5 protein-coding genes are annotated in these 13,670 nt (G+C 69.7%); 1 reads left to right on the plus strand and 4 read right to left on the minus strand.

Annotated elements, in window-relative coordinates; translation table 11 throughout:
• Both B0F77_RS35885 and B0F77_RS35890 read right to left on the minus strand, forming a co-directional pair.
• On the minus strand, window positions 1-11,221 hold an 11,221-nt coding region (locus B0F77_RS35885), incomplete at its 3' end, for a type I polyketide synthase (protein ID WP_086667490.1).
• Window positions 11,222-11,421: 200 nt separating this feature from the next.
• Window positions 11,422-11,667, minus strand: coding sequence for a DUF2630 family protein (locus B0F77_RS35890; RefSeq protein WP_086667491.1), 246 nt, complete (start codon window positions 11,665-11,667; stop codon window positions 11,422-11,424).
• A gap of 94 nt (window positions 11,668-11,761) precedes the next feature.
• Between B0F77_RS35890 and coaD the strand changes: the two genes are divergently transcribed.
• Window positions 11,762-12,172: a pantetheine-phosphate adenylyltransferase gene (gene coaD, locus B0F77_RS35895; protein WP_086667494.1), complete on the plus strand. Its 411-nt coding sequence runs from the start codon at window positions 11,762-11,764 to the stop codon at window positions 12,170-12,172.
• Window positions 12,173-12,207: 35 nt separating this feature from the next.
• Here coaD and B0F77_RS35900 read toward each other — a convergent pair whose 3' ends face one another.
• Both B0F77_RS35900 and B0F77_RS35905 read right to left on the minus strand, forming a co-directional pair.
• On the minus strand, window positions 12,208-12,726 hold the full coding sequence (locus B0F77_RS35900) for an oxidoreductase (RefSeq protein WP_086667492.1): 519 nt from the start codon (window positions 12,724-12,726) through the stop codon (window positions 12,208-12,210).
• A complete protein-coding gene (locus B0F77_RS35905; protein WP_086667493.1) occupies window positions 12,726-13,628 on the minus strand; it encodes a class I SAM-dependent methyltransferase in 903 nt (300 codons plus the stop codon). The genes B0F77_RS35900 and B0F77_RS35905 overlap by 1 nt, the downstream gene beginning before the upstream one ends.
• Window positions 13,629-13,670 lie beyond the last annotated feature (42 nt).

Raw genomic sequence — 13,670 nt, forward strand, 5'->3', positions numbered from 1 at the left:
CCGCTCCGTCCGCGCCCCCGGCCTTCGGAATCGATCCCGACTGGAGGGCCCCCTGGGGGGATCGGGTCCCCACTCCAATCATCTCAGGCAGGTCTGACAATTCCTGGCCAGCCGAAACCGGGCCCGCCTCCAAGATCACGTGCGCGTTCGTACCGCTCATCCCGAACGACGACACCGCCGCACGGCGCGGCGCATTCCCGGCTGGCCACGGCCGGGCCTCCGTCAGCAACTCGACCGCACCCGCAGACCAGTCCACGTGCGGCGTCGGCGAGTCCACGTGCAACGACGTCGGCAACAGACCATGCCGCATCGCCTGCACCATCTTGATCACGCCGCCCACGCCCGCCGCGGCCTGCGAGTGACCGATGTTCGACTTCAGCGACCCCAGCCACACCGGATCCGGCCGCTGCCCGTAAGTCGCCATCAGCGCCTGCGCCTCGATCGGGTCGCCCAACGCGGTGCCGGTGCCGTGCGCCTCAACTACGTCAACATCGGCAACGGACAACCCCGCCGCAGCCAATGCCGCACGGATCACCCGCTGCTGCGACGGGCCGTTGGGCGCTGTCAGGCCGTTCGACGCGCCGTCCTGATTCACCGCCGACCCACGCACGAGAGCGAGCACTTCGTGTCCGTTGCGTTGGGCATCGGAGAGCCGCTCCACCAACAACACACCCACGCCTTCTGCCCATGCGGTGCCATCGGCAGAAGCCGCGAACGGCTTGCACCGTCCATCAGGAGCGAGCGCGCGCTGCTTGCTGAACTCGACGAACGCCATCGGAGTCGGCATCACCGTCGCACCGCCGACGAGGGCGAGCGAGCACTCGCCGTTGCGCAACGCCTGCGCCGCCCAGTGCAGTGCCACCAAAGAAGAGGAACAGGCCGTGTCGACCGTGATAGCCGGTCCCTCGAACCCGAACGTGTAAGCCACACGCCCAGAAGCAACGCTGGCCGCGCCGCCCGTCCCGAGATAGCCCATGACATCGTCGGGTGCGCGGTCATACAGCCGTGACGCGTAGTCGTGGTAGACGACACCGGTGAACACGCCTGTTTGGCTGCCACGCAACGACAACGGGTCGATGCCGGCACGTTCGACGGCCTCCCACGACACCTCCAGCAACAGGCGCTGCTGCGGGTCCATCGCGAGCGCCTCGCGAGGGTTGATGCCGAAGAACTCGGCGTCGAACTCCGCCGCATCGTGCAGGAAACCACCCTCGCGAACGTACGACTTCGCAAAGTCCCAGCCACGATCCACCGGCGGGCCACTGATCGCGTCGACCTCCGAAGCCACCAGGCGCCACAGGTCGTCAGGCGACGCGACCCCGCCCGGATACCGGCATGCCATCCCGACGATCGCGATCGGCTCGTCAGCACGCGCCACCGCGACAGAATCCCTGTGTCCGCCGCGCAAATGCTCCGCCAGCGCCCGCGGCGTCGGGTAGTCGAACAGCAACGTGGCAGGCAAGGTCATGCCGGTGGCCGCCGACAGCCGGTTGCGCAGCTGCACCGCCATCAGCGAGTCGAATCCGCACTCGCTGAACGCCCGTGCGGGGTCAACGGCATCAGGGCCCTCATGACCCAGCACCACCGCCGCGTGCGCGCGCACGACGTCGAGCAGGTCACGTTCTGGTGCGCTCACCACGGGCGTTGGTGCTGAACCGTCCAGCCAGTACCGCTTGCGCTGGAAGGCATAGGTCGGCAGATCGACGCGCCGCGCGTCCGTTCCGTCGAAGAGCCGTTCCCATTCCACCGGAACGCCCCGCACGTACAACTCAGCCAGTGCCGTCAGGAACCCGGCCGGTTCCTGCTCATCGCGCAGGGAGGCGCTGAACACACATCCTTCCGCAGAGGACAGGTTGTCCGCGGCCAGTGCCGTGAGCACGCCGCGCGGACCTAGTTCCAAAAACGCTGTGACGCCTTCGTCCGCCAGAGTCCGCATGGCGTCTCCGAAGCGCACGGTGCGGCGCACGTGCTTCACCCAGTACTCAGGCGAGCTGATCTGCCCGGCCACCAGAGGGATCGACGGCTCTCGATAGGTCAGGCCTTCCGCGACGCGCCGGAACTCGTCGAGAACCGGTTCGACGAGCGGCGAGTGGAAGGCGTGACTGACGTCGATGCGTTTCGACTTCCCGAACCGCGCGGCGATCGCGAGCACCTCGTCCTCGTCACCGGAGATCACGACCGCCTCCGGCCCGTTCACGGCCGCGATGTCGACCCGGCCGGACAGCAACGGCACGATCTCCCGCTCGCTCGCCTGGATCGCCACCATCGCGCCGCCCGCGGGCAACGCCTGCATCAACTTGCCGCGCGCCGCGACGAGCTTTGCCGCGTCTTCGAGTGAGAGCACCCCAGCGACGTGCGCCGCCGCCAGCTCACCGATCGAGTGCCCCGCGAGGAAGTCCGGCCGCACCCCGAACGCCTCCACCAGCCGGAACAACGCGACCTCGACGGCGAACAGCGCGGACTGCGCATCCGCGGTCCGGTGGAGCGACCCTCCGCCGAATACCACCTCGCGCAGCCCGTCTCCCAGATGCGCGCAGACGTCGTCGAACGCCTTGGCGAACACCGGAAACGCCTCGTACAACTCGCGCCCCATGCCCGGCCGCTGGCTGCCCTGCCCGCTGAACAGGAACGCCACCCGGCGCCCTGCCACCGCGATGCCCTCCACGACGTGCGGGCTCACCCTGCCGTCAGCGAGCGCCTCCAGCCCGTCCCCGATGACCACGGCCCGGTGTTCCAGCGCCGCCCGCGTGGTGACGAGCGAGTACCCGAGGTCCAGCCGCCCGTCCGAACACTCCAGCAGCCGGACCGCCTGCGCCCGCAACGCGTCCGCGCTCCTCGCCGACACGACCAACGGCACCATGCTGGCCGAGCTGCCATCCGCGTCGCCCGTGCCCACGGTCGGGAACGCCGACCGACCCCTCGGAATCGATTCGGATTGGCAGGCCCCCTGGGGGGATCGGGTCCCCACTCCAATCATCTCAGGCAGGTCTGACAATTCCTGGCCAGCCGAAACCGGGCCAACCTCCAAGATCACGTGCGCGTTCGTGCCCGACACCCCGAAAGACGACACCGCAGCCCGACGCGGACGATCCACCTCCGGCCAAGGCCGTGCCGACGTCAACAACTCCACCGACCCCGAAGACCAATCCACGTGCGGCGAAGGCGTGTCGACGTGCAAGGTTCGCGGCAACACCCCGTGTCGCATCGCCATGACCGCCTTGATCACACCGCCAACGCCCGCGGCAGCTTGAGCGTGACCGATGTTCGACTTCAAAGATCCCAGCCACACCGGATCCACCCGCTGCCCGTACACCGCGATCAACGCCTGCGCCTCGATCGGATCCCCCAGAACCGTCCCCGTGCCGTGCCCCTCGACGAGATCGACATCAGCAGCGGACAGACCGGCCACCGCAAGAGCCCGCTGGATCACGCGCTGCTGCGACGGACCGTTGGGCGCGGTGAGGCCGTTCGACGCGCCGTCGGAGTTCACCGCGGAACCCCGCACCACGGCGAGTACGCGGTGACCGTTGCGCTGCGCATCAGAGAGGCGCTCGACCAGGAGCACGCCAACGCCCTCCGACCACCCGGTGCCGTCGGCCGACGCCGCGAAAGCCTTGCACCGCCCGTCCGGCGACAACCCGCGCTGGCGGCTGAACTCGACGAACGTGGCGGGCGTCGCCATCACCGCGACACCGCCGGCCAGCGCGAGCGAGCACTCGCCGTTTCGCAGCGCCTGCGCGGCCCAGTGCAGTGCCACCAAAGACGAAGAACAGGCCGTGTCGACCGTGACGGCCGGGCCTTCGAGGCCCAGCGAGTAGGCGACGCGGCCGGAGGCGACGCTGCCCGCCGTGCCGAGGCCCAGGTAGGGCTCGACGTCCTCGGGGATCGAGTCGAGCCGGGAGGCGTAGTCGTGGTACATGACGCCGGTGAACACGCCGGTTTGGCTGCCGCGCAACGACAACGGGTCGATGCCGGCGCGTTCGAGCACCTCCCAGGAGACCTCGAGCAGCAGGCGTTGCTGCGGGTCCATCGCGAGTGCCTCGCGGGGCGCCAGCCCGAAGAACTCGGCGTCGAACTCCCCCGCGTCGTACAGGAAGCCGCCGTGCCGGGTCGACGACTTGCCGGGACGATCCGGGTCCGGGTCGTACACGGCGTCCCAGCCGCGGTCGGCCGGGAACTCGCCGATGGCGTCGACCTCGTTCAGCACCAGGTCCCACAGGTCCTCTGGCGAACTGACACCGCCCGGATAGCGGCAGGCCATGCCCACGATCGCGATCGGCTCGTCCGAACGAACCGAGGCAGTGGTGGCCGGAGGGCGTGAGCCGCGCAGTTCCTCGGAAAGGTGGTCGGCGAGGGCCTGCGGAGTCGGGTGGTCGAAGACGAGCGTCGCGGGCAGGCGGAGGTTGGTGGCGGCGGACAGGCGATTGCGGAGTTCGACGGCGGTCAGGGAGTCGAACCCGAGCTCGGCGAAGCGGCGGGTCGGCTCCACGGCGGTCGGGGCGTGGCCGAGGACCGCGGCGGTGCTGGCGCGCACCAGGTCCAGCAGGTCCCGCGCGGGAAGAACCGGAAATCGCTTGCGGCGCAACGGGTTCGTGGAGAGTTGTGCCGCGACCAGCGCGGGTTCGGAAGCGCGCAGGGCCGCGTCGAATAGGGCGAGTCCGGTCTCGTCGGACATCGCGACGGTCTTGTCGTGAGCGCCGGCGTCGGCGAGATGGGCGGTCAGCTTGCTCGTTCGCTCCCACAGGCCCCACGCGATGGACACGCCGGGGAGTCCGCGTGCATGGCGGTGCCGCGCGAGGGCGTCCAGGAAGGCGTTGGCCGCCGCGTAGTTGCCCTGGCCTGGACTGCCGAACACGCCCGCCACCGACGAGAACAACACCAACGGCACGGACGGCACGAGCTCGTGCAGGTTCATCGCCGCGGTGATTTTGGGGCGCAGCACGGTGTCGAGGCGTTCGGGCGCCAGCGAGGTGATCACGCCGTCGTCCAGCACGCCCGCGGCGTGGATCACGGCCGAAAGATCGGGAATGCCTTCGAGCAGGGTCGCCAGTTCGGCACGGTTGGCGACATCGCAAGCGGCGATCGTGACGTGCCCGCGGAGTTCGGCTTCCAGCTCAGGGGCAACTCCCCTCCTACTCACCAACACCAGCCGTTGAACACCGTGCGCGGCAACGAGATGCCGAGCAATCAAGCTGCCCAAAGCACCGGTGCCGCCGGTGATCAGGACCGTGCCTCGCCCGAGCAAACTGTCTGCAGTGGACGGTTGAACATGCGTCAACCGCGGGACGTGAGCCTGACCGTCGCGCACCATCAGTTGCGGTTCACCGGACGCGATCGCCGCGGGCAACGCCGCGTCGCCGTCGACGAGGACGATCCGGCCCGGATGTTCCGACTGCGCCGAACGCACCAGTCCCCACACCGCGGCGCCGTCGAGGTCGGAGCCGAAAGCGCCGCGGGTGTGCACGACGAGCCGGGTGTCCTCGCCGATCCAGTGCCGCAGCTGTTCCAGGGCCTCGTGTACGTTCCGCGGCGACACCACGACGACGTCGTCCGGCATCTCGGTGACGTGCGGCAACGCGATGGGCGCCCATTCGACCCGGTACAGGGAGTCGTTGAGCAGCATCGGCCGCAGGGTCAGGGACTTCACGGCCGCGACCGGCAGTCCCGCGCTGTCGGCCAGCTGGATCGCGATGCTGTCACCGTTGCGGGTCAGCCGGACGCGCAGGGCGGTCGCGCCAGTCGCGAACAGCTCGATGCCGTTCCACGAGAACGGCAGAAGTGCTTGCCCTGGCCGCGTTTCTCCCCAAGCCAGCGCGATGGGGTGCAGCGCGGCGTCGAACAGGGCGGGGTGCAGAACGAACTCGGCGGGATCGCCCGGCAGGTGCGCCTCGGCGAACAGCTCGTCGCCCCGCCGCCACAACGCGGTCAGGCCCTGGAACTCCGGGCCGTACTCGTACCCCTCCGCGGCCAACGTGTCGTAGACGCCGTCGAGGTCGATCGCGGTGGCGTTCACCGGGGGCCATTCGTGCAGGTCGAACGGCGTGGAGCCGGCGGCGGTCAGAGTGCCGCCCGCGTGCCGGCGCCACTGCTCGCCTCGGCTGTGCACGGTGAACGTGCGGTCCTGCGCCACCGATACCTGCACTTCGACGCTGCCGCGTTCCGGCAGGACCAGCGGCGCCCCGATGATCAGCTCATCGATCGCCGACATGCCCACGTGGCTGCCCGCGGCCAGCACCATCTCGACGAAAGCCGTGCCGGGCAACAGAACCGTGCCCGACACCGCGTGGTCGACGAGCCACGTTCGCCGCGACAGGTGCGTGGTGAAGATCGTGGTGGCGGTATCGGCGAGTTCGACCGGCGCACCCAGCAACGAAAGGCCGTCCGGCTCCTTCCAGTACCGCTGGTGCTGGAACGCGTAGGTCGGGAGGTCGACGTGATGACCGTGGAACGGCCAGTCGACTTCCACACCCCGCACCCACAGCTGTGCGGCCGAAGTGAGGAAGCGGTCCTGGCCACCGTCGTCGCGGCGGAGCGTGCCGAAACCGGTCAACAGCACCGGATGCGGGCTGACTTCGAGAAGGATCCTGTCGTCCAGCTCGCGGACGACCTGGTCGTACTGGACCGTTTCGCGCAGGTTGCGGTACCAGTACTCAGCGTCCGGCGCGCCGCCGCCGCAGGTGGAGAGGAACGGGATCGCCGGTTCGCGGGGCTCGATGCCGGCGAGGGCGGCCAGCAGTTCGTCGCGGATTTCCTCGACGTGGGCGGAGTGCGAGGCGAAGTCGACCGGAATCCGCTTGCCCTGCACGGTGTCGAGCGCTTCGAGGTCGCCGGACAGGACGAACGACTCGGGCCCGTTGATCGCCGCCACGGACAGTCGCGGGTCGAGGTGTTCGGGCAGCCTGTCGACGACCATCATCCCGCCTCGGCCGGCGAGCCTGGCGATCAGCTTGGCGCGCAACGCCACCACCCGCGCTCCGTCCTCGATGGACAGGGCTCCAGCCACGACCGCGGCCGCGATCTCTCCTTGTGAGTGGCCGACGACGGCCGTCGGTGTCACGCCGCAGGTCTGCCACAGATGGGCCAGCGACACCATCACCGCCCAGAGTGCGGGCTGGACGACTTCGACGCGTTCCAGGGCGGCAGGGTCCCGGAGCGTTTCGAACAGGTCCCAGTCCACGTGCGACCGCAGTGCCCGCGCGCATTCGGCCATGCGGGAGGCGAACGCCGGGGACTCGTCGAGGAGTTGCGCGCCCATGCCCGTCCACTGCGAGCCCTGGCCGGGGAAGACGAAGACGACCTCCGGGTGGTCCGCTGTGCCGGACGCGATCTCGGTGTGGCCGTGGAACGCCGCGCGGTGCGGGAACGCCGAACGGGTCGCGAGCGTGGCGGCGACATCCGCGGGATCGAGTTCGTGGCTGTCCACGAACGCGAGCAGCTTCTGCGTCTGGTCCCGCAGCGCCGCCTCGGTCTTGGCCGACACCAGCCACGGCACCAGCCGCGACACCTGGCTCGCCGCGCCGTCCGCGCCCCCCTCCACGGCCTCCAAGATCACGTGCGCGTTCGTCCCGGAAATACCGAACGACGACACGGCAGCCCGGCGCGGACGGTCCAGCGAGGGCCACAGCCGTGCGGACGTCAGCAGTTCGACCGAGCCAGAAGACCAGTCGACGTGCGGATTCGGCGCGTCGACGTGCAGCGTGCGCGGCAGCAGGCCGTGTCGCATCGCCTGGACCATTTTGATCACGCCGCCCACGCCCGCCGCCGCCTGCGTGTGGCCGATGTTGGACTTCAAAGACCCCAGCCACACCGGATCCACCCGCTGGCCGTACACGGCGAGCAGCGCGTGCGCCTCGATCGGGTCGCCCAGGACCGTGCCGGTGCCGTGCGCCTCGACGGCGTCGACATCACCAGGAGCCAGGCCGGCCGAAGCCAGGGCCGCGCGGATCACGCGTTGTTGCGCCGGTGAGCGAGGGGCGGTCAGGCCGTTCGAGGCGCCGTCGGAGTTGATCGCGGAGCCGCGCAGCACGGCGAGCACCTGGTGGCCGCTGAGGCGGGCGTCAGACAAGCGCTCCAGCAGCACCACGCCGACGCCCTCGGACCAGCCGGTGCCGTCGGCGGACGCGGCGAAGGCCTTGCAGCGGCCGTCCGGGGACAGGGCGCCCTGTCGCGCGAACTCGATGAACGTGGCGGGGGTGGACATCACGGTCACTCCGCCCGCCAGGGCGAGCGTGCATTCACCGCCGCGCAGCGACTGGGCGGCCAGGTGCAGGGCGACCAGAGACGAGGAACAGGCCGTGTCGACGGTGATGGCGGGGCCCTCGAAGCCGAACGTGTAGGCGACGCGGCCCGAGATGACGCTGGCCGCGGTGCCGACGCCGGAGCCGTAGTCGTGGTACATCGCGCCCGCGAAGACGCCAGTTTGACTGCCGCGCAACGACAACGCGTCGATGCCCGCGTGTTCGAAGGCCTCCCACGAGACCTCCAGCAGCAGGCGTTGTTGCGGGTCCAGCGAGAGGGCCTCGCGCGGGGAGATGCCGAAGAAGTCGGCGTCGAACTCCCCCGCGTCGTGCAGGAAACCCCCGTGACCGGCGTCGACGTCCCAGCCGCGATCGTCAGGGAAGGAACCGATCGCGTCGACCTCGGCAGCCACCAGACGCCACAGGTCTTCGGGTGAACGCACGCCGCCCGGATAGCGGCACGCCATGCCCACGATCGCGATCGGCTCGTCCGAGGCCACCTGGGCGACGACAGCCGGAGCCGAACCGAACAGCAGCTCCCGCAGATGAGCGGCCAGAGCGACGCAGGTCGGGTGGTCGAACGCGCAGGTCGGAGCGAGCGGCAAGCCTGTCGACGCGACCAGGTCGTTGCGCAGCTCCACAGCGCCGGCAGAGCTCAGGCCGAGCTCGCCGAACGGAACGGAGGTCGAAACCGTGGAGCCGCAGACGCGAGCAGCGGCGGACTGAACGAGGTCGAGCAGCACACCGTCCCGCTCGGCGGCCGGCAACGGGGCCAGGCGATCACGCAACGGCACACCGGCAGGCTCGAAGACGGGCGCGGAGACGCGTTGGCAGGCGTGCGACGAGTCGAGCGCATCGAGCACGGAGAGGGCGCCATCGCCCCACTCCAGCGACACCGCGGGCAAGCCCTGTGCACGGCGGTGTCGGGCCGCCGCGTCGCAGAAGGCACCCAGCCCGGGATCGGAGGCAGGCCAGCACAGCACCAGTGGAGCGGAAACGGTGAGGTCAGCGGCAAGTGGCGAGGTGTGCACGATCAGGGCGGCGGATTCCGGGGAGCAGACGTCAACGTGCGAACGAAGCTCGTCCGCGATCGGGCCGGACCCGAGGACGGCGACAGGTCCCAGCGGCTCGTGCACCGCGGGCAACCTGGTGAGGCGAGGTGTGAGCACGACGCCGTCCCGCACGGCGAGTTGCGACTCCCCGCACGCGACAACGGACTGCAGGTCAACGGAATCCGTGTCGACGTCGACCAGCACGACGCGATCACGTGACGCCAGTCCCCACAGGTGAGCGTGCTCCAGAGCCAGAACACCCTCGGTGTCGTTCACCGCGACCGCCCGATGCGTCACGATCACGAACCGAGCGGAAGACGCGGGATCCGAAGCCAGCCAGGAATCCAGGCCCGAGGCTCCACTGTGGACGGCTGTGAGATCGAAACTCTGTCCCGCGGCGGCGACAGGAACCCACTCGACGCCGTAGAGCGGCCGGAGCGAGGCGCGCAGCTGGGAAGGTTGCGCGGCAAGACGATGGCGGAAGATCTTGCCGGACGGCGTTCGCGGAACAACGGACGTCGAACGCAGCTCGGACGGAACCCTGGCGGCCGAGAGCTGCGAGCGGCACCCGGCGAGCACGGCAGCCGGGTCGAAATCGGGACCAGGCACCACATACGCGATGGGCACCTCGCCGAGCACCTCGTCAGGCCTGCCCGCCACGGCTGCGTCGAGAACGCCGGGGAGCCGCAGCAGCACGCGTTCGATCTCGCCGGGATGGATGTTCTCGCCGCCGCGGATGATGAGTTCCTTGGTACGCCCGGTGATCGTCAGGTATCCCTGCGCATCGCGGCGGGCCAGGTCGCCGGTGTGGTACCAGCCGTCGGCCAGCACGGAAGGCAGGCCGTGGTAGCCGGCCATCAGGTTCGGGCCGCTGACCCACACCTCGCCCTCGGCACCGCACGGGACGTCGGCACCAGCGGAATCCACGAGACGCACGCTCACGCCCGGCACCGGCAGGCCGCAGGAACCCGGAACGCGCAGACCGGCCGGCCAGTTCGCGGCGATCATGCCGCACGTCTCGGTGCTGCCGTAGGCGTCGAGCAGCGGAACACCGAAGGCCGCCTCGAAGTCCGCACACAGCGAGGCGGGGCAGACCGAGCCGGCGGTGAGGCAGACCCGCAACGCCGAAGCGGTGCCGCCGGTGCGCACGAGCTGGTGGTACATCGCCGGAACGCCGGCCAGGAACGTGACGTCCGGACGCAACTCGGCGAGCACGCCCTCGGCGGAGAACCCGCTCTGAATCCGTGCGGTAGCACCGACAGCGGTCACTCCCAGCACGCACAACCCGTGCGCGAAGCTGTGGAACAACGGCGCCGGCCACAACAGGACGTCCGACGACGAAAGCCCGTAGATCGGCGCATAACAGGCCGCCACCGACCACAGACAGCTGCGCTGGGTCGACAGCACGCCCTTGGGTTTCCCGGTGGTGCCGGACGTGTAGAGCATCCACGCGTGCTCGTCCAAGCCGAGATCGTCGCGAGCCGGCGCCGAACCGCCGGCGGCCAGCGCGGAGAACGACAGCGCGTCAGCAGGAACCGACTCGCCGACCACGACGAGCGAGCGGACGTCCAGGCCGCGCAACCGATCCACGTGCGCCGCGTCGGTGATCACGACCGAAGCACCGCTGTCCGTCAGGAAATGCGCCAGCTCGGCAACGGAGGAATCCGGGTTCAGCGGCACACCGACCGCGCTCGCCCGCGTGATCGCCAGGTAGCTCTCGATCACCTCGACCCGGTTGCCGAGCAGGATCACCACCCGGCCCCCGCGCGGCACCAGACGGCCGAGGTGACCAGCGAGCCGCCGCGTGCGCAGCTCCAGTTCCGCGTAGGTGACCGCGCGCCACGGGTCGGAGAACGCGACCTTGTCACCGAAGTGCGCGGCGTGCGCCCTGAGCAGTTCGGGCAACGGCCGGATCAGCTCGGCACGCAACATGGACGCACACCTCCGTCGAGTCTCGGTGCGTCCAAGCCTGTCCTGCGATCCCGGCCGTCGATCCCCCTAAGCAACCCCTAGGGCGACGGGGTCCAGCTCACTCCGCCGCGCCACACCGATCGGCGTTCGCGCAGGCCGGGCCAAAACAAATGCGCCACTGGGAAATATCCCAGTGGCGCACGTGAAAAGCTGGCGAACGGCTACTGCAGGTAGCCCTCGACCTCACCGACGGAACGGGCAGGGACGTCGTCCGCGTCCTCGTCCTGCGACCTGGCCGCGCGTCGCCGCCGCAGCAGGTCCCAGCACTGGTCGAGAGCTTCTTCCAGGGCCCGCAGCCGATCCTTCTCCTCTGCGGAGGAGATCTCGCCGGCCACGACGCGTTCGCGCAGCTTGTGCTCCTCGTCGACCAGCTCGTTAATGCGGCCCAGCACGGATTCGTCGGTCATCTACGCCTGTCCCGTCTCGAAGCGGCTCACCTTTCCCGGACTCTACGTCGGAACGCGGGCTGGTGCGTCTTGGCCGATCGTTAGCATGCAGGCCATGCGCGTTGTCTTCCCTGGCTCCTTCGACCCGGTCACGCAGGGACACCTCGCCGTGGCCCGCCGAGCCGCGGAAATGTTCGACGAGGTCGTCATGTGCGTCCTGACCAACCCGCGGAAGTCCGGCCGGCTCCCTCTCGCCGATCGACTGGCCCTGCTGGCCGACATGACCAGCGACCTGGCGAACGTCACCGTGGACTCCAGCGCCGGCCGGCTACTGGTCGACTACTGCCGAGAGGCAGGCATCGGCGTGATCGTGCGGGGCGTGCGCACCCCGGGCGACCTGGAGCACGAATTGCCGATGGCGCAGACGAACCGTCAGTTGAGCGGCATCGAAACGCTCTTCATCCCGACCGATCCCGCGCACTCCTACCTCTCCTCGACGCTCATCGCGGCGACAGCCCAGAAGTAGCGGCAGACAGCGAAACCTGGGCTGCGATCACACGGTCACACCGGAGCTCGGTACCAGCGGCGATGGACGACCGCCTCGACGGCCAGCACGCTGACCGCGGCCCCGATCGCGACCGCCCACACAAGCCAGTCGACCGACCCCGCCACCGACCACACCGTGGCGCCGAGCACGACCGCGGGCCGGATCAGGGTGAACGGGCCGAGACCGACCAGGATCACGAACGTGCTCTCACGCATCGGCAACAGCCAGTACGCCAGCAGCGATGCCACCACGAGCGCCGCGAACGGCGCCAGCACCTGGAGCATGCGCGTGCCCGCACGGACCAGTTCGTCGTAGCGAGCGCCTGGATCTGCCGAGTAGCCCAGTGTCGCCACGATCAACAGTGCCACCAGGCCGAGACCGATCGCCCCGCCCACAAAACCTCTGCGGGCCGCCAGCAGATGGTAGGAGCGTTTGCGGATCCGGGCGTTGCGGCCGGCCGCGGCCCGAAAGCCCGCGAAACCGGCGTCGACGAGCGCGAGCAGGCCCAGCACGACCGGGACCATCGTGACCATCAGCCCGCGACCAACCCTCGTGCCCGGCGTCCCAGGGCACGACGGAAATCGGCGGCCAACGCCGGACGGATGCCGACGACGGCTCTCATCGCCGCGCAGAACGGATTGGTGTGCCTGAACGGTTCGAACAGGAACGTGTCCATGCCCGCGGCCGCCGCGGCGGCGGACAGCACCTCCGTGTCCCCGTGCGCGCGCAGTGCGGACGCGACACCGTCGTGGCGGCCGAGCGGTTCTCGCATCCTGGCGCGGTGGAACAGCCAGGCGCCCAGCGGGGCCAGCCGGGTCGCGGCGATGTCGTAGTGGATGAACGCCAGTGTGCCGGCGCGGTCCTGCGCGCGGAAGAAGTCGGGCAGCTTGGCGGCCGCGAAGTGGTGCAGCACGCCACTGGACAGGTAGACGGTGGCGTCCTCGTCCAGCGCGAACGCGTCCGCGCAGACGAACGTGCACGGGAGGTTCTCCTCGTCGGCCAGCCTGGTCGCCTCGGTCACCAGCGCGCGGTTGAAGTCCACGCCCACCAACTCGACGTGCGGCCCCAGCACACCGGAGGCGGCGAGGCTCCGCACCATGAACCCCAGCCCGCAGCCGATGTCCACCACGCGCAGGCGGCTTCCGCTCGCCCTGATGGCGGCGAGCATCGGCACCAGCAACTCGGCGAACCGTTGTGCCATGTGCAGTTCTTCGTTGAGCCGCTGCAGTTCGGTGTGCACCCGGATCAGAAGTTGGTCCACCGCAAGGGGATCCAGGAACTCACCGGTCACGGGCATGCGCTGCACGATTCGGGCGGCCCGCCGGTCACCGGCCGCGCGCAGCTGGGCGACCACTTCCGATCTGCGGACCGGAACGCGCTCGCCGGTGCGCACATCCCACTCCGCCACCAGATCGGAGATCTCCAGCACGGCCACTGATCAACTCTAGCAATGCTTTGTCGGGTTGCCTGGACCTGC

It is taken from the genome of Lentzea kentuckyensis, assembly GCF_002150765.1.
GTDB classification, from domain to species: domain Bacteria; phylum Actinomycetota; class Actinomycetes; order Mycobacteriales; family Pseudonocardiaceae; genus Lentzea; species Lentzea kentuckyensis.